20 protein-coding genes are annotated in these 20,017 nt (G+C 38.4%); 10 read left to right on the top strand and 10 right to left on the bottom strand.

Translation table 11 applies throughout. The features are described from left to right. The first annotated feature begins 3 nt into the window (after positions 1-3). Both lepA and ETP70_RS03275 read left to right on the top strand, forming a co-directional pair. On the top strand, positions 4-1,794 hold the full coding sequence (lepA, locus tag ETP70_RS03280; protein ID WP_151899842.1) for a translation elongation factor 4: 1,791 nt from the start codon (positions 4-6) through the stop codon (positions 1,792-1,794). A 10-nt stretch (positions 1,795-1,804) separates the two neighbouring features. Then, complete coding sequence (locus tag ETP70_RS03275) at positions 1,805-2,383, top strand: ComF family protein (RefSeq protein ID WP_151899841.1); 579 nt, start codon at positions 1,805-1,807, stop codon at positions 2,381-2,383. Here ETP70_RS03275 and ETP70_RS03270 read toward each other — a convergent pair. Next, on the bottom strand, positions 2,375-4,396 hold the full coding sequence (locus ETP70_RS03270) for a hypothetical protein (protein WP_151899840.1): 2,022 nt from the start codon (positions 4,394-4,396) through the stop codon (positions 2,375-2,377). The two genes, ETP70_RS03275 and ETP70_RS03270, sit on opposite strands and share 9 nt — an antisense overlap. A gap of 193 nt (positions 4,397-4,589) precedes the next feature. On the opposite strand from ETP70_RS03270, the gene grpE reads away from it, so the two are divergent. Both grpE and dnaK read left to right on the top strand, forming a co-directional pair. Next, positions 4,590-5,120 carry a nucleotide exchange factor GrpE gene (gene grpE, locus ETP70_RS03265; protein ID WP_151899839.1) on the top strand — a complete coding sequence of 177 codons (531 nt, stop codon included), beginning with the start codon at positions 4,590-4,592 and terminating at the stop codon, positions 5,118-5,120. A gap of 107 nt (positions 5,121-5,227) precedes the next feature. After that, entirely contained in the window at positions 5,228-7,114 is a 1,887-nt protein-coding gene (gene dnaK / locus ETP70_RS03260) for a molecular chaperone DnaK (protein WP_151899838.1), read from the top strand. A 22-nt stretch (positions 7,115-7,136) separates the two neighbouring features. Here dnaK and ETP70_RS03255 read toward each other — a convergent pair whose 3' ends face one another. After that, positions 7,137-7,649: a nitrous oxide reductase accessory protein NosL gene (locus ETP70_RS03255; protein ID WP_151899837.1), complete on the bottom strand. Its 513-nt coding sequence runs from the start codon at positions 7,647-7,649 to the stop codon at positions 7,137-7,139. 64 nt (positions 7,650-7,713) lie between these two features. Between ETP70_RS03255 and ETP70_RS03250 the strand changes: the two genes are divergently transcribed. After that, positions 7,714-8,211: a redoxin domain-containing protein gene (locus ETP70_RS03250; RefSeq protein ID WP_151899836.1), complete on the top strand. Its 498-nt coding sequence runs from the start codon at positions 7,714-7,716 to the stop codon at positions 8,209-8,211. A gap of 107 nt (positions 8,212-8,318) precedes the next feature. Here ETP70_RS03250 and ETP70_RS03245 read toward each other — a convergent pair whose 3' ends face one another. Then, positions 8,319-8,675, bottom strand: coding sequence for a c-type cytochrome (locus ETP70_RS03245; RefSeq protein ID WP_188110038.1), 357 nt, complete (start codon positions 8,673-8,675; stop codon positions 8,319-8,321). 45 nt (positions 8,676-8,720) lie between these two features. Here ETP70_RS03245 and ETP70_RS03240 point away from each other — a divergent pair, with 45 nt between their 5' ends. The 5 genes from ETP70_RS03240 to ETP70_RS03220 are packed head-to-tail and all read left to right on the top strand — an operon-like array spanning position 8,721 to position 12,330. Further along, the gene (locus ETP70_RS03240; protein WP_151899834.1) at positions 8,721-9,632 is read left to right on the top strand and encodes a VWA domain-containing protein; all 912 of its coding nucleotides are present in this window, start codon (positions 8,721-8,723) and stop codon (positions 9,630-9,632) included. Then, positions 9,629-9,931, top strand: a complete 303-nt coding sequence (locus tag ETP70_RS03235) for a hypothetical protein (RefSeq protein ID WP_151899833.1) — start codon at positions 9,629-9,631, stop codon at positions 9,929-9,931. The genes ETP70_RS03240 and ETP70_RS03235 overlap by 4 nt, the downstream gene beginning before the upstream one ends. Continuing rightward, on the top strand, positions 9,916-10,236 hold the full coding sequence (locus ETP70_RS03230; protein ID WP_188110037.1) for a VWA domain-containing protein: 321 nt from the start codon (positions 9,916-9,918) through the stop codon (positions 10,234-10,236). Before ETP70_RS03235 ends, ETP70_RS03230 begins: the two co-directional genes overlap by 16 nt. Before the next feature lie 20 nt (positions 10,237-10,256). Then, positions 10,257-11,198, top strand: a complete 942-nt coding sequence (locus ETP70_RS03225; protein ID WP_188110036.1) for a tetratricopeptide repeat protein — start codon at positions 10,257-10,259, stop codon at positions 11,196-11,198. Beyond that, positions 11,179-12,330 carry a BatD family protein gene (locus tag ETP70_RS03220; RefSeq protein ID WP_151899830.1) on the top strand — a complete coding sequence of 384 codons (1,152 nt, stop codon included), beginning with the start codon at positions 11,179-11,181 and terminating at the stop codon, positions 12,328-12,330. Before ETP70_RS03225 ends, ETP70_RS03220 begins: the two co-directional genes overlap by 20 nt. Here the strand turns inward: ETP70_RS03220 and ETP70_RS03215 are convergent. From ETP70_RS03215 to ETP70_RS03185, 7 genes are all read right to left on the bottom strand, one after another. Continuing rightward, positions 12,323-12,781 (bottom strand): hypothetical protein, encoded by a 459-nt coding sequence (locus ETP70_RS03215; protein WP_151899829.1) that lies wholly within the window; start codon positions 12,779-12,781, stop codon positions 12,323-12,325. The genes ETP70_RS03220 and ETP70_RS03215 overlap by 8 nt on opposite strands. Positions 12,782-12,791: 10 nt before the next feature. Beyond that, on the bottom strand, positions 12,792-13,217 hold the full coding sequence (locus ETP70_RS03210; RefSeq protein ID WP_151899828.1) for a hypothetical protein: 426 nt from the start codon (positions 13,215-13,217) through the stop codon (positions 12,792-12,794). Further along, the gene (locus ETP70_RS03205) at positions 13,214-14,314 is read right to left on the bottom strand and encodes a 4Fe-4S dicluster domain-containing protein (RefSeq protein WP_151899827.1); all 1,101 of its coding nucleotides are present in this window, start codon (positions 14,312-14,314) and stop codon (positions 13,214-13,216) included. Before ETP70_RS03205 ends, ETP70_RS03210 begins: the two co-directional genes overlap by 4 nt. Beyond that, positions 14,311-14,961: a TorD/DmsD family molecular chaperone gene (locus ETP70_RS03200; protein WP_151899826.1), complete on the bottom strand. Its 651-nt coding sequence runs from the start codon at positions 14,959-14,961 to the stop codon at positions 14,311-14,313. The genes ETP70_RS03205 and ETP70_RS03200 overlap by 4 nt, the downstream gene beginning before the upstream one ends. Before the next feature lie 78 nt (positions 14,962-15,039). Then, positions 15,040-18,315 carry a molybdopterin-dependent oxidoreductase gene (locus ETP70_RS03195; protein ID WP_151899825.1) on the bottom strand — a complete coding sequence of 1,092 codons (3,276 nt, stop codon included), beginning with the start codon at positions 18,313-18,315 and terminating at the stop codon, positions 15,040-15,042. A gap of 13 nt (positions 18,316-18,328) precedes the next feature. Beyond that, positions 18,329-19,252, bottom strand: coding sequence for an NrfD/PsrC family molybdoenzyme membrane anchor subunit (gene nrfD, locus ETP70_RS03190; protein ID WP_151899824.1), 924 nt, complete (start codon positions 19,250-19,252; stop codon positions 18,329-18,331). Beyond that, positions 19,252-19,887: a 4Fe-4S dicluster domain-containing protein gene (locus tag ETP70_RS03185; protein WP_151899823.1), complete on the bottom strand. Its 636-nt coding sequence runs from the start codon at positions 19,885-19,887 to the stop codon at positions 19,252-19,254. The genes nrfD and ETP70_RS03185 overlap by 1 nt, the downstream gene beginning before the upstream one ends. Positions 19,888-20,017 lie beyond the last annotated feature (130 nt).

Here is a 20,017-nt window from a genome sequence, read left to right as displayed (position 1 = left end):
TCATTGAAAAATATTAGGAACTTCTCAATCATTGCCCATATTGACCATGGAAAAAGCACCTTGGCTGACAGAATCATACAAGAGTGCGGTTCTGTTACCGAGAGAGAAATGGGTACACAGATGATGGATACCATGGATATAGAACAGGAACGCGGCATTACCATTAAGGCACAGTCCGTTCGCCTTGACTATGTCAAAGACGGGGAACATTATATTCTCAATCTTATAGACACACCGGGTCATGTTGATTTTTCTTATGAAGTGAGTAAATCTTTGGCATCTTCTGACGGAGCCCTGCTTATCGTTGATGCCGCACAGGGTGTTGAGGCACAAACAATTGCCAATGTCTATTTGGCGCTTGACAACGACCTTGAACTCATTCCCGTTATTAATAAAATTGACCTTCCTGCCGCCGATCCTGATAAAGTCGCCGAAGAGATAGAAACTTCTATAGGTATTGATGCCACAGATGCTGTCCTTGTGAGTGCAAAAACAGGCGTCGGGATTCGTGACCTTATTGATGCCATTGTTGAGAGAATTCCGGCACCTGTCGGTGATCCGGATGCACCTACCAAAGCAATTATTTATGACTCCTGGTTTGACCAGTACCTTGGTGCTCTGGCACTTGTACGTGTTTTTGACGGAGAAATTAGAAAAAATCAGACGATTAAACTGATGTCAAACGGTGAAGAGCATCAAGTCCTTGATTTATTATATCCGCATCCTTTGAAAAAAATCAAAACACAGGCTATAAAGAGTGGTGAAATCGGCATTGTAGTCTTAGGGCTTAAAGAGGTAAGTGTGGTGAGTGTCGGTGATACCATCACTGATGCGAAAAATCCCACTGCCCAACCGGTTGGGGATTACGAACCTGCTAAACCTTTTGTATTTGCCGGACTCTACCCTATAGATACCGACAAATTTGAAGACTTAAGAGATGCACTTGACAAACTCAGACTCAATGACTCCTCCCTCTCTTATGAACCTGAAACATCTATAGCACTCGGTTTTGGTTTTCGTGTAGGCTTTTTGGGTATGCTGCATATGGAAGTCATCAAAGAGCGTCTGGAGAGAGAATTCGGACTTGATCTAATTGCCACAGCCCCTTCGGTTGTCTACCATGTGTACCTTAATAACGGGAAGATGGTAAAAGTGCAAAACCCGTCAGAATTGCCCGAAATCAATCATATTGACAGAATCGAAGAGCCTTATGTGAAAGCCACAGTGATAACCCCCAGTGAATATCTAGGAAATATCATGAATCTTTTGGTTTCAAAACGAGGTATCCAAAACAAAATGACCTATCTCAACGAAGAAAGAGTAATGCTTGAGTATGAAATACCTATGAATGAAATAGTCGTGGATTTTTATGATACGCTCAAGTCCATTTCAAAAGGCTATGCTTCTTTTGACTATGAACCGACCGAATTCAAAGAGGGCGACCTTGTCAAACTTGATGTCAAAGTTGCCGGAGAGGTTGTGGATGCGCTCAGTGTGATTGTCCCGCGAACCTCTGCGCTTTCTCGCGGGCGAACACTTGTAAAAAACATGAAAGAACTGATTCCCCGTCAGCTTTTTGAAGTAGCCGTACAGGCATCACTGGGCAATCAGGTCATAGCCCGGGAAACAGTCAAGTCAATGGGAAAAAATGTTACTGCCAAATGTTACGGTGGAGATATTACCCGTAAACGCAAACTCCTTGAAAAACAAAAAGCAGGGAAAAAACGAATGAAATCCATAGGCAAGGTGCAGCTGCCGCAAGAGGCTTTTATGTCTGTTTTAAAAATGGACTAAAGCAGATTTTATGAAATGTATAGTGTGTGAAAGTTATACTTTTACACACATATGTTCCGCCTGCCAGACAAACTTTCTCTCCCCTGCTCTTTACAGAAGAAAACTCCCTAACGGTACCGACATCCTCTCTTTTTACAAATATGAGGAGATAAAAGAACTGTTGTTTACGAAACATACCGATATCGGTTTTTATATTTATACTATTTTAGCAAAACTCAGCTTTAAAAAATTTGCCAAAGAATTTCATACAAAAGAGAAATATCTCTCTTTGGCAATAGATGACAAAAGTACAAGTGGCTATTCGCACACAGCACTGTTAAACCATGCACTTAAAACATACAATATCCGTCCGCTTTACAATAAACTTCGGGCACAAAACAGTGTTTCGTATTCGGGTAAAAGCAAACAATTCAGACAGGAAAATCCAAGAAACTTTCAACTGAAAAAGTTCAAAGATGATGAGAGTATCATTTTAGTTGATGATATTATCACAACAGGGCAAACACTTGCACAGGCCTGTACAAAAGTTGAAGAACAGGGCCAAACCGTCAGTTTTTGCCTTACCCTGACTGATGTAAGTCTAAAATAATCCTTTCAACAGATTTCCGACATCTTTTCCTATTCTTTTTTGTATCTCTTTTTTAATCGCTTTTGTTGCCTCCTTTTTGATAATCTGCTTTGCATCTACCCCGATTTTCGGTCTGTTGATATTTCCTTTTAGCGTAACACTCAAAGGATTGCCGTTCGCATTAATATCAATTTTTGCATCAATTGTATTGGCTTTTGTGTCAATTTTTGTATTTTTTGCCACAATGGAAGATGTATTTGACTTTAAATCCAACGAGGCAACAATTTTTTCTTTCTTTATTTTTGCATCTACATCTCCTTTAAAACGCTGTTTATACAGGTCTATATGTGCATATTTTTTTGTCAAGTCAAGTACCTGGTTAGGCATAAACGTACCATCGAAAAGCAATCCTTTAAAGTCACCTTTTTCATCTGCGAGATTATAAAGAAATTTTCCGTCTACAGAGGCCTTGAATATTTTAGGATACAGCAGCATATCAAGAACATCCAAAGTCTGCAGTGATTTTAAATTTGCAACAAAATCATCATTGTGCAGTTTTGCATCAAGTTTGCCGCCGGCTATATTTGAAAAAAGTGTAAAATCCAAATCTTTTGCTTTTTTCAGTATTCCATTGGCAGCCAAAGCACCTTTGAGATGCCGTTGCGTTGCAAAATAGAGTTGCTCAAGATTGGGAATTTTTACGGCATAGTCCGTCTGCAAAGAAGCCTCTTTTGTATCAAAACGTGCTTTTTTAATCACAAAATTCGCAAGCGTTGAAGAAAAATTTAATTTCGTGTCAATGATATTCTTACTGAGTACTGTTTGTGTTGCAGCATGAAACTTTGTTCTTGGCATCATACTTTTAAACTTATACGCTTGGGTAATGTATCTTGTGTCTGCCAGCCCCTTTGTAATCTGAGATGTCACAACACCCTGCAGATTTTTCGGATCAGCATTGCTGATGTTCACATGCATGGTAAACAGCGCATCTGCATAATGAGGCTGTTTGAGCATATAAAGCAGTTTTTGAAGCTTGAGACCTTTTATATCCGCTTCAATGCTTTTGGGTGCAAAATCATGCAGTGTTGCTGTAAATGCTGTGTTTGAAGCAGCCAAGTCACTTTTTCCTTTGAGAATCATTTCTTCTTTATTGCCGACTACTGTTCCGTTGAGATTTAATTTTCCTCTTATATCAGCCGAAGTTATCGCTTTTAAAACAGCCAGCTCTTTTACATGTAATGCGTATTTTGCCTTTACATGTAACGGTGCCGGAACTATATTGCCTTGCGATGTAATTTTGGCAAGGTTAGAATTGAGATTATATCTATAATCAATTGCATCGCCTTTGAGCTTTGCATCCAAATTCATTGCAAATGCTGTTGGAGGAATGGTAATATTGAAATCTTTTTTCATCACGCTTGCGTTTAATTTTCCATTTTTTGTAACAAGAAGAATATCACCGTCAAGTTGATGCGGCGTGATGTTTGTAAAATTGACATTCAGATTCACCTGGGCACTCGCATACGGTTTTTGATTGATCATATGCAGTAAAGAGGCTAAATCGGCACGCGCTACTTTGGCAATAATTGCAGTGGGAATAAAGTCTGTCATAACAATTTTGTAGTCTGTTTTACTTTTGGCAACATCACTCTTTCCTAAAACAGTAAACAGTTTGTCATTCCCCTGTACCCTTCCCTCTGTAAAAAAGGCATCCTGCAACTGCATTACAGTCAAAGGCTGCAGCGTTGCCAGTTCTCCTAAATCAACACTGTATTGTATATCAAAAGATTTTGAAAGAATCGAATAGGTTCCTGCAGCTTTAATTGTATTGTTCTCATTTAATTGCAAAATTATTTGAAAATCACTCATTGATAAAGAAAAAACCTTTAGTTTAGAATCAAGTTTCGTCTCTTCTCTGATTTTACTCTCTATAGCGGGTTTTATCAATGAATTGCCAAAGCCTGTAAAGAGTATGACATACACGAAAATAAATATACCTACAACGCCAATAAAGAACCAAGTTAAATATTTCATAATATTTCTCCATAAATTTGTAGTATAATAATACTCAAGTGAAGCTTCATTACAGTTTTAAGAAGATGAAAAACAAACTTGACAGAATGTGACTAAAGTTATTTTATATAAATCACACAACCATTACTTGACATTATTACACTCAATGTGTATAATACGTTATCTTTTCAAGAAAAAGGAGATATGAATCATTATGTCTGAAAAAGAAAATACAAATAATAACGAAATAGAGAATGATGAAGTCGCTGCTGAAGCTGAAGCAGTTGAAAACGAATTAGATTTACTGCAAAAAGAACTGGCAGAACTAAAGGACAAGTATGCACGTGTTCATGCTGATTTTGACAATATTAAAAAGAGACTTGAACGTGAAAAATACACTGCGGTTGAATATGCAAACGAAAAATTTGCAAAAGATATGATCCCTGTAGTGGATTCTCTTGAGATGGCCCTGCAGTCTGCTAATGCAGATGCCGAACCTCAGGAACTTATAGAAAAGCTCAAAGAGGGTATTGAACTTACACTCAAGCAATTTACTACAGCACTGGAAAAACACGGTGTAACAATGGTATCACATGAAGAGCCGTTTGATCCGAATATTCACAATGCCGTACAGAGTGTTGACAGTGATGAAGTTGAAAGCGGACAGATTGTCCAAACCTTTCAAAAAGGTTACAAATATAAAGAGAGACCATTGAGAGAAGCTATGGTTGTTGTTGCAAACTAGCTTTGAGTAAATGCAACCTAGGTTGCAAAAAAAAATTTAAAAGAGCGTACAATTACACTGTTTTAAAAAATATAAAATTCAATTAAACTTAAAAAAAGGAAGAAAAAATGAGCAAAGTAATAGGTATAGATTTAGGAACAACAAATTCATGCGTGGCAGTATATGAGGGTGGTGAAGCGAAAATCATTCCAAATGCAGAAGGAAAAAACACAACACCTTCAGTTGTTGCATTTACAGACAAGGGAGAGGTTTTAGTAGGAGACCCTGCAAAACGTCAGGCTATCACAAATCCGGAAAAAACAATTTCATCTGTCAAAAGAATCATGGGTCTTATGATGAATGAAGAAAATGCAAAACTTGCACAGGAAAAAGTAACATATAAGATTGTAGACAAAGACGGTATGGCAGCAGTTGATGTTGCAGGAAAAATCTACACACCACAGGAAATTTCAGCAAAAATTCTTTCAAAACTAAAAGAAGATGCTGAAGCGTATCTTGGAGAAAAAGTTACTGATGCTGTAATTACCGTTCCGGCATACTTTAATGACAGCCAAAGAAAAGCGACAAAAGATGCCGGTACTATTGCGGGACTGAATGTACTTCGTATCATCAATGAACCGACTGCATCAGCACTTGCATATGGTTTAGAGAAAAAATCTGATGAAGATGTTTTGGTATATGACCTGGGTGGTGGTACATTTGATGTAACTACACTTGAAATTTCTGACGGAACATTTGAAGTTCTTTCAACAGACGGAAATGCATTCCTTGGTGGTGATGACTTTGACAACAAAATTGTTGACTGGTTAGCAAGTGAATTCAAAGCAAGTCACGGAATTGATCTTAAAAATGACAAAATGGCCCTACAGCGCTTGAAAGATGCTGCAGAAAGTGCGAAAAAAGAGTTAAGTTCGGCAACAGAAACAGAAATCAACCTGCCGTTTATCACAATGACTGAAGCAGGTCCGCAGCACTTGGTTGTAAAACTTACCCGTGCTAAGTTTGAAGGAATGATTGAACCACTTGTAGATGAGACAATGGATCATGTTCAAATTGCAATGAAAGATGCAGATTTAAGTAAAGGCGACATTAAAGAGATCATCATGGTTGGTGGTTCTACTCGTGTTCCTTTGGTACAAAAAAGAGTTTCTGACTATTTTGACGGCAAAGAGTTAAATAAATCAGTAAACCCTGATGAAGTTGTTGCTGCGGGTGCAGCTATTCAAGGTGGTGTATTACGAGGAGATGTTAAAGATGTTCTTTTACTTGATGTTACACCGTTATCACTTGGTATTGAAACACTGGGTGGTGTTGCAACGAAAGTTATCGAAAAAGGAACTACAATTCCTGTAAAAAAATCTCAAATCTTCTCAACTGCAGAAGACAACCAGCCGGCTGTTAGCATTAACGTTGTGCAGGGTGAGCGAGAATTTGCAAAAGACAACAAATCTTTAGGTCTGTTTGAACTGACTGATATTCCGGCGGCACCGCGTGGTGTACCTCAAATTGAGGTTACTTTCGATATTGATGCCAACGGAATACTGACAGTTTCAGCAGTAGACAAGGGAACTGGTAAAGAGCAAAAAATTACAATCTCAGGTGCTTCAGGATTAAGCGAAGAAGAGATTGAAAAAATGGTTCAGGATGCAGAAGCGCATAAAGCTGAAGATGAAGCAAGAAAAGCTGTTGTTGAACTCAAAAATCAGGCAGATGCATTGATTGCACAAACTGAAAAATCAATGAAAGAGATGGGAGACAACCTTGCAGCTGACGAAAAAGCAAAAATAGAAGCGGCTATCAAGGATCTTCAAGATGTTCTAAAAGATGAAAACTCTACAAAAGAGCAAATTGAAGAGAAAGTAAAAGTACTTACAGAAGCAAGCCATAAAATGGCAGAGCAGATGTATAAAAAAGAGCAAGGCGGTGAAGCCGGAGCAGCAGATGCAGCAAAGAAAAAAGACGATGACGACGTTATCGACGCTGAGATAGAGTAAACACTCTGTCTCAACCCCCTTCTTATTTAAAATCCTTCTTGGCTATTTGCCAGGCAGAATAAAAATCAACTATTTTTCCACCATATTGGGCCTGAAAAGCCTGTGCGTCTTTTAAAGATTTGAATGCATATTTACTTATTCTACTCATTGTAGCGGGTTTTTTACTTCCAACAACATAATAAGCTTCTGTTACAGGAACAAATTTCAAAGAACTCACATCAACAACTTGAGGATTTTCCAGTTCAGCACCTTCTTTAATATCTTTTGTCAAACAATGAATAGAACAGTACTGATGTGTTATCCCATTCTCTTTTGCCGCATGATTTGTTTTATAGAACTTTACCAAATTCATGCCGCATATATGGCAAGATTCTTTATGCTTTCCTTTTTGCAACAAAACAGCTTTTTCCTTAGAAACACTTTGGAACATTCTATGCACCGTTTTTTTTGTTTTATGCGGAGTTGCTTTGTGCAATGAAGTGCTGCATCCCGTCATCAATACGAGAGACAGTGGAACAAGTAGTGCTTTAACCATGTATTTTCCTTTATTTTTTTAGCATTTTATCAGTTTATTATTACAATAGTGTTAAGCTTGTCTTATGCTAAAAAAAATGAAACACTACCTCAAAGAAATTATCTTTTTTGTGATTACGATGACTCTTTTTGCAAATGCTTTAAGTTTGTACAGAAGTCAGGATTTATCACAGAGTCCCTTAACTGTTGACAGCTTTAAACTTATAAATAATCAAGAATATCAAGTAGTAAAAAACAAACCGGTTTTAGTACACTTTTGGGCTAGCTGGTGTCCTACATGTAAGCTTGAAGCTTCAAATATAGAATTTTTATCGCACTATTTTGAAGTCATTACCATAGCTGTGAAGTCAGGGAGTGATGAAAAGCTTCAAAAATATCTTGATGAAAATAATTACACTTTCAAAGTTGTCAACGACCAAAATGGAAAACTCTCCTCAATATTTCATATTTCCGGATTTCCGACAACTTTTATTTATGACAAACACAAAAAACTGGTATTTAGTGAGGTTGGATACACTTCAACGCCGGGGCTCTATCTAAGAATGCTGTGGGCAGAAAAATAGATGTAGCGTCTCAAACACGCTTACACTAAAGCATCATATATCCAATTCCCCGTATGGTTTTTATGTACTCTTTTGTATTTGCAGGATCTATTTGTACCGGAACAGATTTATGAACCAAATCCGCCCAGTATATCGTCCTGTACATCTTCAACAGGGACTTCTTTGTGATTGGAAAGAAAAAAGGATAAATCGTTAATATCCTGATCACTCAGTTTTTTCGCAAACTGCGCCATCATCTGCTGTGAAACACTGCTGGCCTTTCCTGCGCGAAAATCAATCAGTTTCTTTTTCAGGTAACTGCTTTTTTTGTTTGCAAGTCTCGGATAGGTACTGCTTCCTTCGGCAGATGGTCCATGACAGCTTGAGCAGGCATTGGCAAAGAAAAGCATTTCACCACGATTGTAAGCATCTGAATCTGCATATATTTTCGTTAGCAGGATAACAAATAAAAAAATAAATCTCATTCTCATCTCCTCTTTGCTATAATTGTATCAAAAAGTAGTGACAAATTGAATAATTTTACCTTTGAATATCCTTATGTTTTCATCCTTTTACTTTTGGTAATCTGCATATATAAATGTCCTCTTACGCTCAAAAAAATTATTTTCCCGCACATACATCTCTTTTCAAAAAAAACCTCTTTCATCAACAAGGAAAAACTGCTCTATTCCCTGATTCTCTCCTCTATGATTTTTGCACTTGCCTCACCAATTGTATATGACCAAAAAAGTTCTTCCAAGCGAAAAGGAAGAGATTTGGTTTTTGCTCTTGATACCAGCGGTTCCATGGCGGAGAGTGGATTTGACTCAGAAAATCCGCAAAAAAGAAAATTTGATGCACTCAAGGAACTTTTAGCTTCATTTATATCCAAACGTTACAACGACAATGTCGGTGTAGCAATATTTGGAAGCTATGCCTATCCTGCCATTCCTTTGAGCTATGACATGAAGAGTGTTGCATTTTTACTGGATTTTTTTGATGTGGGCATTGCAGGAGAAAGTACCGCTATAGGAGAAGGACTGGCAACTGCACTCAAAATCCTCAAAAAAGGAAAAGCAAAAGAAAAAGTGATTATTCTAGTGACAGACGGCTATCAGAACAGTGGTGCTGTTTCTGTAAAAGAGGCGGTACAAAGGGCAAAAAAGCAGCATGTGAAAATTTATACCATAGGCATAGGAGACACCTCCTCTTTTGATGCCAATCTTCTCAAACTCATAGCAAAAAACACAGGTGCAAAAATGTTTGCGGCTAAAGATGTCAAGATGCTGCAAGAAGTTTATCAGGAAATAGACAAACTCGAACCAAGTGCCATTCGATCAAAACATTATCTTCATAAACAAAATCTCTTTATCTATCCGCTTACTTTGGCATTGCTCCTGCTGTTCTATCTTATTGCAAAACAGAAAAAGGAAGTTTTATGACACTTTTGTATCCCTGGATTCTTTCTTTTCTGATTCCACTGTATTTTTACTATAAGAATGATATAAAAGAGACACAGCAAAAAACAAAAAAGCAAAAGAACCTGCTCTACCTTTCTCTGTTTTTTATGCTCATCGCACTCAGTCGACCGGTCATTACAAACAAACCGATCGAGCAAAAATTTGATGCACAGGATTATATTATAGCCCTTGATGCATCCTTTTCAATGCAGGCGGATGATCTGAAGCCAACACGCTATGAAGTGGCAAAAAAAATATTGCCTCTTTGCTTAGGCAACTGAATCAGGATCGGTTCAGTATTTTTGCATTCACCTCCAATGCCATGCTCATCTCACCTCCGACAACAGACAGTACCATCAGTATGATGGCACTCAACTCTCTGGAGCCAAAATATATATTAACAAAAGGAACCTCCCTGCTCTCTTTGTTTCAAAGTATTGCCAAGACTTCCTATAAACAAAAAAATCTCATTATTTTCACTGACGGGGGCGAGGACAAAGATCTTGCCAGCCTCGTAGATATATGTAAAAAAATAGCATCATTCCCTATATCGTTGCAACAGGTTCAACAAAAGGAACCACACTGAAAAAGAACAACAAACCTATTTTGGACAATAACGAGAATCTTGTAATTTCAAGAATAAATCCACTTTTAAAACCGTTGGCACAGGAGTGCGGAGGAAAATATTATGAATTAGACACAGATGCAGATATATCAAAGGAAATCATCAGCGATCTTCAAGAACAGGATACTGCTGTTGAATCAACGACAAAGGTACTCAGCTACCGGGAACTTTTTATTTTTCCGCTTTTTATAGCGCTGCTTAGTTTTTTTCTTGCTGTAACAAAACTGCACCAACTCTTTGTTTTTCTGCCCTTTATCATTCTGCCATACCCCGTTCATGCGGCCTCGCTCTTGGATTTTTACCATCACAACAAAGCAAATCAGGCATACAGGCATAAAAACTATGCAGCTGCTGCACAGGAGTTTCTCAAGCTTTCTCCCTCCCCTGCAAGCTACTATAACAGTGCAGTTGCCTATTGCAAAGCAAAAAATTACAAAAAAGCTGTAGAACTTTTTTCACAAATACGTTCCACTGATCCAAAACTCAAACAAAATATTTTTTACAATCTCGGCAATTGTGCTGTTGCCTTGAAAAAATACAGCCGAGCAATACGCTACTACCAAAAATCATTGGCACTTGGATTTGACAAAGATGCTTTTTACAATCTCAGCCTTCTGTATAAACTGGGACTTCAGGATGAAAAAAATCTCGGACAAATGCTTCCAAAAACCAACAGGCAGCGCAAAAAGCAAGACGATAAAAAACAAATGCAGAAAAAAAGCACAAACAAAAGTGCCTCATCGTCCAACTCACAGCAAAAAGCTTCACAAAAAAGCAGCGGCAGCGGAAAAAACAGCAAAAAGAAAAAAGAGAACCAAAATCTTCTACATGTAAAGAAGAAAAACAAATCAAAATACAAGCTGGGATACAGAGCTTATGAACTCATAAACAAAGGATATACAAATGAAAAACACCCTTGGTAAGATATTTTTGCTTTTTATACTTTTTACTGTCTCACTTTTTGGTGCAGGCCAGCTGGCAACCTACAAACTTACAACCAATAAAAAAAGTGTCCACATCAAAGAACCTCTGCTCATTACCTTTCAGGCGGAACAGAAAAACCACAGTGATCATATGTTTTTTTCCTTTAATGTGCAAAAAAGCCCTGATTATGAAGTAAAACTTTTACAAAAAAGCATACAGGACAAAGGCTACCACAACACGAAGACAACCTTTAAGTTTATTCTCTTTGCACTCAAAGCAAAAACACTGCATGTAAATTTTGATTTTATTATTCGCACCGCCAGTGACAAAGCTGTCAAACAAAGTTATGTTGATGACCATGATGACAGTATAGCCATCAGCACCTATGATACAAAAATAGCGCTCAAACCTTTAACACTCAAGGTAGAAAAATTTAAAAAACATGTTGACCTGGTAGGAGATTTTAAAATCAGCTCTACAATTGACACCGATGAAATTGACCAGTATGGGATTGTCAATCTGCATTATATACTCTCCGGTACGGGTTACAAAGAAACAGCATTGAATATCCTCAATACGCAAATTGAAAATGTAAGCATATTTTCAAAAAGAAAAGACAAACTTTCCAGGCTTACAGAAGATGGGTATATTATCAATACAGAATATATATATGCCCTCAGCGCGTCAGATAATTTTACAATCCCCTCTTTTGCGTTAGAAGTTTATTCCCCGCGCAAAAACAGCTATTACACACTCCATACAAAAGCATATAAAGTCAAAGTAAAAAAAACAAATCCTGCACTCTTGTTAGATAAAACAAATGCCCCACAAAATCAAGCATGGATAAATTTTGCGCAGATAAAAACTTTTTTCATCTATACCCTGATTTTTTTAGCCGGATTTTTCACCGCAAAAATCAGTCAAAAATCATTTTTTACAAAAAAACAAAAAGAAGAGTTTGCAGATATTAAACGCGCAATAGATGCAAAAGAATTGCTCTTGCTCTTAATAATGAATTATCAAAACAGAGGTTTAGATGAGGATATTGCAAAGCTTGAGGCAGATATTCATGAAAAACATCCCCTCAATCTCGGAAAAATAAAAAAAGAGATACTGAAAAAGCTTAAGTAAAAAACTCGATATAGACTTTGTCAAGATATTTTTTTGCTTTTTCCGCTTTTTGAATTTTCGGTTCGAAAATCTCTTTCATTGCCGGATAATTTTGTACATACTCATTATATAAAGCACACTTCATATCCATATGTTTTTTAAATTCATTGACAACAGCCTGCATGTCTTCGGGTGTAGCAATCCACTGCATGAAGTTTTTAAACATTCTCTCACGTACATCTATGGCAAAAGATTCGCCCAGTTCAGCTGCTATGCGTTTTAAATCCCATCTTGAAAAATAGATACCGCTTTTTGCCGGAGGCATAATCTCTGCATAAATGGCCTTTAAATAGTCTGGATAGTCTTCATACTCATCTTCTGCACAGCTTCCGTCATCACAGGCAGCCTGCATTGCCTGTTTTTGCATCATTTCAAATTCGTTTCTTAATTCATTTAAATCTTTTATATCCATAATTGTCTTCCTATCTTATATATTTTTCAAATATTTCTTTTGCTAAATCTTCGCCAAGCAATGTACTGTTTTTCTCAAGATACGTTCCGATCAGTCGTTCACCGTCTCTTAAAACAAAATCACACTTGTTATACACCTGTACAAATTCATCTGCTTCATCCAGCAGTTCTACTGCACTCTCCTGATATTCTTCTGCTATATATGCACCGTTGACATGAGATTTTTTCATATTTGAAAGTGTATAATAAAAATCATCTTCGCGTATATTCATCGGTATCATCATGGCATCGGCATTATTTGCTTTTATCTCTTTGTTAAGTAAAACAAACAGTCTGTTTGGACTGGCATGTTCAGCAATAAGCCCAAAGAGCTTTGTCTCTTTTTTGATCCCGTCATCAGCATTCATTGTCTCGACTTCTGCCATTCTTTCACTCATTGTATCCCCCATAGTTCTTTTGCTTCTTCTTCTTCAATCCTGCATCTGTTACAGATTTTCTCTCCACCCTGATAGGCAAAAAAGTTCCCGCATTCATCACATCTTTTAATGTCAAAACGCACCAGGGTTTCAATTTTCGGTTCAAAAAAAGTACTGAGCGAAAATGTTTTTCTCAGTGTGAGAGAATGCGGTTCGCAGACATCATGACAGCTGTGACACTGTACACAGGCGAGCGGATTAAAATCAATTTTACTGCCTCTGTGATCTGAACTCAATGCACCGGTTGGACAAATTCTATAACACATTTGACAATTGGTACACGTGGTCTCATCCAAATCTTTTTGAGAAACGAAAGAAATATCATCTATTGATATAGTATGAAAAATATCAGGCACTTTGGCACGTTTCATTGCCATAAGCAGCAGACTACGCCTGTCAGGTATAGTCTTCTCTTTTATTTTCATAATATCTTTTGCTGTCACTGCATGTGTTTTTACATTGTTATCGCTTGCATCAACCTCATTTTGCAGCTGTTGTTTGATTGTGATGGCAGTTTTGACACCCTCTTTTGAGAGCAGTTTACGCCGGCTTAAAGTATCACTTTCTTTTTTTATTTCAAAATTCAATGCTGCAACATTCAGGCTTTTTTCCTGTTGCATCGCTTCAAGCAGGAAATTCACCTCTTCTGCTCTGTTGTTTATAACAGCAAGATTTGTTTTTGCTATTTCACACTCTGCACAGGGTCCCACATCCAGAGTAATTTTTTCTGAAGATATCAATGCAACACTCAATAACTCTTCAACACTCAATGAGGCTATACAGGGGAAATTTTCGTCCTTACATGTAAGCACACTCTTTTCATCTTCTAAAAACTGGAAAATATAATTCATTGGATTAAAATCATCCAGTGTATATGCCGCAGTAGGGCAAACTGCATTACAGCCTCCACATCCAACACATTCACTCGGTGTAAAAGAGATTGCAGAGTTTTCCAGATGAATTGTTTGAACAGGACATGCCTGCACACATTTGTCACATATTGCAAACTTGTTTGAAGTATGTACGCATTTGCTGACATCTAAAGTTAAAAGGCTCATGCTTGGTGATTATATCCGCTGTTTTTTAATTCTGTGAGGTATTCAAAGTCACTCATAATGAACTCCAAAGCCAAATCAGCCGCATCAAAATAAAAAGCCGTGCCTGCTTCACTTTTCACATTTAACAGATACATTGGCGCCCACTCCAAAATATGGTCTCGCATAAAACCGTACTGAATCTGTGCTATCTCCTGTGCCACTTTAGAGTTCCCCTCTTCAAGTGCCTTTAGCTCTGCTCTGCAGAGTTCATACATAAACTCAAGTTCAATCGCTATATGGTCAGCAGCCATAACTCGTGCTTTGTCAAGCTGTACATTAAATTCAAAAGCATTAAAAATGGCCTGTACAGGATTGTCGCCACCTGTTTCAAGCATCTGATCATCTCTCGTGTAAAATGATTCATACGGAATAAGATGGAGTAAAAAAAGGTTAGTAAAATCAACATTCAGATATCTTTCTATCAAATCTTTTGAATCAAGCTCTTTTCGTTTTTTCCATTCTTTGAATGTTGAAAAAAAAGAGAGCATATTTTCGTCTTCTTCTATTGATTTTAATAGCCCTTCATCAATTTCACTCATCATTATTCTTGAGATAAGTGCATACAAATTTATTCTTGCAATCTGCTCTTGTTTTAAATCATTATTCATTAAAAATGTGCCTTTTGGAAATTTTCTTATATTAGAAGTATAGTAAAGCCACACTTGAAGTGGGCTTTACCTTTGTTGTTAAACGTCTTTTATATTGAACTCATAAGCCTTTTGGCTTGGTTTCACCGGACGTTTAATATGATATGGACGGCGCAGTTTGTCTGCCGCAGTCAACGGACGAGTCAACTGATCTCTCCATGCCTGATACACTTTAAAGTTGTTTTCATAGTTCACTTTAATATCACCTATTTTGTCATCAGCACCTGCTTTTGTAATGATAACTTTTTGGTGCCAGCCGTGGTTTCCGGCAATAGGATCCGGATGACAAGGGGCTACCGCATTTTGCCATGCACCACTGAGTCCATCCCACCAGATATTGTCAAGATCTTTGTTGTACTCTTTAAACTGCCATGCATGATGCGGTTTGATACCTTCAGTCGGTTTCATTGTTCCGACTTTTCCGTCATCAGTCATTTCATATTTAGGAGAACCCAAACTCATAATACCAAGCTGATGCTCAAATCCCGGAATAGTTACAGAGTCTTTGAGTTTCCAGCGGCCTGCATGGTGTGAACATGCAAGAACACCAGGACGTGTTGCTTCAGTTGGCACAGCCATTGCAATAAAGTAACCGCTTTTAATACCTGTAAGAGTATCCTGTATTTGTACTTTAACTGCATCTCCGCGTTTGATACCGAGTTTTTCAGCATCTTTTGTATAGATCCAAATAGGATTGTGGTTTTGTGAAATCTCCATCAAGTGTTTAGAGTTCACAGAACGCGTATGAATATTGTACGGCAGACGATAAATCGTATTGAGTGCAAATTCATTGTCCGCTTTCATGTGCTTATGGTGAACCTGTGTTACAAGGTGTACCATTTTATCACTCTCTTTTTCATTTCTCGGATAAATTGGAATAGCATACTCCGGCCATTTCCATTCTTCAGCCAACCACTCAGAGAAAAATTCAAGCTTTTTACTCAATGTATGGAAACCTTCACGAAGTTCTCCGTCAATTTCAGCACCGATAGATTTTTTGAAGTTTCCGTCTTGTACCCATAATGCACCGAATTCATCCTTGGTAACTTCGTCTTTGGAATATTTATGACCGTGTGCATGGTAATATGTTCCGTCAAATTCAAGTTCTTCTTCCTGAGGCTTGTATACATCAGTTTTTTCTGTCCAGGCACCATGATCTCTCATGTAGCTGTAAACAGGGAACTCTTCTTTTGCATACAGTTTTGTCGCTTCGGCTTTTAATTTCGGTAAAAGACTCATCGCCGCATCAAAATACTCAGGAACAGTTACCGCACGGGACGGATCTTTTTTACTTGCCCAGTATTTTCTGATGCCCAATGAACCATCCGGATCTACATAATCTACAATTAGATTTGGCCAGAATTCACTCTCTTCCCATACTTCACCCAGACCGAACTTCATGTGTGCTTCAAGTGTAGCACGTTCCGGTCTTTTTGCTTTCCAACCTGATTTTTCAGCAGCAACACGAAGAACCGCCTGACGGAATTCTATACGCTGTTCCGGTTTTGAAGGCGTTGACTGTTGATCGTTTCTCTCACCCGCAAGTCCAACAGGAAGTACATAATCACAGTACCAGTTTGTTTCAGACCAGGTAGGAGAGAGGTTAAATGACAATTCAAATTTATCTTCACGCTTGAGTGCTTCTATCCATCTGAATCCATCCGGATTAATCCATAAAGGATTGTGCATTCTTGGAACATAAACAGCCATAGATTTAGGAATCTTCAGTCCGCGTTTCGTCCATTTCTCATGCCATGCATCATCCATCATAATCTGTGGCATCATGTAACCCATCTCATATGTTGAAATAGGATACTCCGGCGGCCATGCAATTTCATTCCATGCATCAGTTTTTTCAGGGTGTTTTCCTGCAACTGTGGCTTTGTCACCTTTTCCTGCAACTGAAATTTCATGCCAGTGGTGCATACCTACTCCACCGATATCTCCACGCATAGCTCCGACAAAAACAAGAGGCAGGAAACCTGCACGTGTATTCATCCAGCCACCACGGTGACCGATTGGTCCTGCACGCCATAAATATGTAGCAACTTTAGCTCCTGCAGGTACAAACATCTCCCACAGTTCATCCAGTTTATATTCCATACCTTCGAGTTTACACTCTTTAACAACAAACTCTTTAGTATACGGAGCGTACAACTCTTTTGCAACTTCTATAAAAGACTCATAACTGTCATCTTTTGGCATTTTAGAGATATATCCGTATCCAATCATCTTTTGCAGATAATCTTTGTTGGCCATCAGTCTGTCCCAGTTAACCCACTCTTTTACAAATTCATGATTTACAATATCTGACCCGTCTTTTTTCTTTTCATTTAAAATACGGTTTGTCAAATATAGATAAAGTGCTGCTTCTGTTCCCGGCCAACACGGAATCCATAAATCCGCCATACCCGCTGAGTTACTCATTCTAGGGTCAATAACAACCATTTTTGCACCACGTTTGCGCGCTTCAGCAATCAAACCGGCTGACTGTTGGAAATAGTGACCCGCATCTGCTGCATGTGAAGACTGTAAGAATATCAGATCTGCATTTGCCCAATCCGGTGAGTTTCTGTCATCATTTGCCCATTGGATAGTTCCCTGACGAGCCCCTGCCGAACAGATATTGGTATGTGAATTGTATCCGTCAATTCCTAAAGATTGCGGAACACGCGGACCAAAGCCGTTTTCGTTTGGACGACCGACATGGTACATGATAGATTTTTTAGAAATCTCATCACCTTTTGCAAGTGTGTCATGCATTTTCTTCCCGATAGCAGCCATTGCCTCATCCCATGTTACACGAACCCACTTTCCTTCACCACGTTTTGAACCCGGCGCACGTTTAATAGGAAACGGAATACGATCAGGATCGTACATTTGAGAAGTTACAGCATACCCTTTGGCACAGTTTCTGCCTCGAGAACCTGTGTGTAATGGGTTACCCATATACTTTCTTACCGTCATAGTATCTTTGTTAACCCATGCAGTTAGACCACAACCCGCTTCACAGTTTGAACAGACTGTTGGAACAATTGTATAGTTGTTTACCTGGATACCGTCAGGATTGTCGGCAGATCGGACGCCATGGCGTTCGATACCGCCACGTTTCCAGTCATCTCCGTCGAGCTCCGCAAAATTGTCCCACTCTGATTGGTCAGGATAAAAAGAAATTGTATCAGGAGTGTTTGTAAACTTACTTTGGCTAACAGATTCGGCAATTGCATCTGTTGCAAATACCCCTTTAGCAATAGCTACACCAGCTACGCTGAATGCAGCACCTTTTAAAAATGTTCTTCTACTTTGTAAATACATTTATACTTTCTCCTTAACTCATTGGTAATAATTGTGGAATAACTAGCCAAACATGCTTCACTACCCACAGACCTACGATAGCTAAAATAGCTGCGAGGTTTAAAAGACTGCTACTGTTACTTACTCGTGAAAGCGCAACCAGTATCATTGGTAAGATATATGCAACCCACTGTCCAATCCAGAACATTGTAGCATACTCACCATCGCCTTTAACATAGCCTAAGATAGCTGCAACTTCTTCAGCTTTCATAGCACCGAAAATATACTCTGACATATAAATAATAAATGCCATTAAAGCACTTAATCCTAAAATCGCTCCAAAGAAATTTTTCGTTTCATCGCTTAATTTAGAACCGCCGAGAAGGATAATTGCCGCAGAACCGGACAGTGTTGCTGCCAAAATCATTTGTGCTGATTCTGTCGGCATCTGCCATAATTCTCTTGCTGTTGCTTCAGCCATAATACCGGCAGTATAAAGTGTTACTGGAATTGCCAGCAGCGTTACCCAAAAAAGTGTTTTATCAAAAAAGGCGGTAGGCTGTTTTGTCAGCAAACATTTCTCTTTTCTGATCATTACTGCAATCATGACAAATTCAAGACCTACAAAGAGTGTTGCCATCCAGGCACCCACTGTAATTGCTGATGTCCAGTGAGGATAAAAGAATATATGCCACATTCTCCACATTTGATGCAGGTCCAACCATGTGAAAACCAGGAAAATATTCATAAAGATAAAAGAAGCAATCATAACCGGCGTTCGCAGTCCGTTCATTTCACTCGGATTTTTCTTTAATAAAAGAAAAAGCATAAATACCAGACCGGTACCGATACTTTTTGCCCACATATTCATTGTTACATACCAACCCCAGAATATATCAGGAATTGCAACATCTAGAGTTACTACAGCATTTGTTGCTGCTAAAGTTTCATGTACCATTAGTGATGCCCCCCTAGTGGAAGTGTTGTAATATTGTTAAACAGGTTATACCCTTCTTCTCTTCTTGATGCAAGAGGATTAAGACTCGCTTGTCCTGCTCCGACATAATAGTGATGAGGATTTGTTCCCTTCTCAGGTTTACGAACCTGTACATCTCTGTGATCTTGAATATATCTTGAAATATTTGATGCAGGATCTTCCAAGTCACCAAAAATATTTGCTTCTACCGGACACGCAACCACACAGGCCGGCATCATCGAAGATGCAATACGGTGTGCACAGTAGGTACATTTATCAGCAGTCTGCGTTTCAGGATCAATGTATATTGCACCGTACGGACAGGCCATTACACAACCGGCACAGCCGATACATCTCTCTTTGTCAATGTTTACAATACCATTCTCAATATAGTGAAGAGCGGATACCGGACAAATTCTTTCACATGGTGCATTTTCACAATGATTACATCTAAGAGGGGTGAATGTTCTCTTAGTTTCAGGGAAAGTTCCCACATCTACATATTTAACACGAAGTCTCCATGTACTAAGCGGAACTTCATTTTCCACTTTACATGCGATCTCACAACCTTTACAACCCATACACAGGTGTAAATCAACTAGGAAACCTAATTGCATATATTCTCCTTTGGCCTTCAGTGGCTTTTTTAAGATTTATAACTACGACTTATTAACACTAAAAGAAGCCCTTATGCGCGGCATTTCAGGCTTTTTTTACTGTAGATATATTAACGCATGAACCTTAAAG

The sequence above is a fragment of the Sulfurimonas hydrogeniphila genome (genome assembly GCF_009068765.1).
Classification (GTDB): domain Bacteria; phylum Campylobacterota; class Campylobacteria; order Campylobacterales; family Sulfurimonadaceae; genus Sulfurimonas; species Sulfurimonas hydrogeniphila.
This window is presented reverse-complemented; position numbering and strand designations above follow the sequence as displayed.

Bases quoted from the DNA above. Each gene is read 5' to 3' on its own strand.
- nrfD (WP_151899824.1), bottom strand. From the start codon at position 19,252: ATGGTACATGAAACTTTAGCAGCAACAAATGCTGTAGTAACTCTAGAT.
- ETP70_RS03215 (WP_151899829.1), bottom strand. From the start codon at position 12,781: ATGGATATAAAAGATTTAAATGAATTAAGAAACGAATTTGAAATGATG.
- ETP70_RS03185 (WP_151899823.1), bottom strand. From the start codon at position 19,887: ATGCAATTAGGTTTCCTAGTTGATTTACACCTGTGTATGGGTTGTAAA.
- ETP70_RS03275 (WP_151899841.1), top strand. From the start codon at position 1,805: ATGAAATGTATAGTGTGTGAAAGTTATACTTTTACACACATATGTTCC.
- ETP70_RS03270 (WP_151899840.1), bottom strand. From the start codon at position 4,396: ATGAAATATTTAACTTGGTTCTTTATTGGCGTTGTAGGTATATTTATT.
- ETP70_RS03195 (WP_151899825.1), bottom strand. From the start codon at position 18,315: ATGTATTTACAAAGTAGAAGAACATTTTTAAAAGGTGCTGCATTCAGC.
- dnaK (WP_151899838.1), top strand. From the start codon at position 5,228: ATGAGCAAAGTAATAGGTATAGATTTAGGAACAACAAATTCATGCGTG.
- ETP70_RS03210 (WP_151899828.1), bottom strand. From the start codon at position 13,217: ATGAGTGAAAGAATGGCAGAAGTCGAGACAATGAATGCTGATGACGGG.
- ETP70_RS03200 (WP_151899826.1), bottom strand. From the start codon at position 14,961: ATGAATAATGATTTAAAACAAGAGCAGATTGCAAGAATAAATTTGTAT.
- ETP70_RS03220 (WP_151899830.1), top strand. From the start codon at position 11,179: ATGAAAAACACCCTTGGTAAGATATTTTTGCTTTTTATACTTTTTACT.
- ETP70_RS03250 (WP_151899836.1), top strand. From the start codon at position 7,714: ATGCTAAAAAAAATGAAACACTACCTCAAAGAAATTATCTTTTTTGTG.
- ETP70_RS03255 (WP_151899837.1), bottom strand. From the start codon at position 7,649: ATGGTTAAAGCACTACTTGTTCCACTGTCTCTCGTATTGATGACGGGA.
- ETP70_RS03235 (WP_151899833.1), top strand. From the start codon at position 9,629: ATGACACTTTTGTATCCCTGGATTCTTTCTTTTCTGATTCCACTGTAT.
- ETP70_RS03245 (WP_188110038.1), bottom strand. From the start codon at position 8,675: ATGAGATTTATTTTTTTATTTGTTATCCTGCTAACGAAAATATATGCA.
- grpE (WP_151899839.1), top strand. From the start codon at position 4,590: ATGTCTGAAAAAGAAAATACAAATAATAACGAAATAGAGAATGATGAA.
- ETP70_RS03205 (WP_151899827.1), bottom strand. From the start codon at position 14,314: ATGAGCCTTTTAACTTTAGATGTCAGCAAATGCGTACATACTTCAAAC.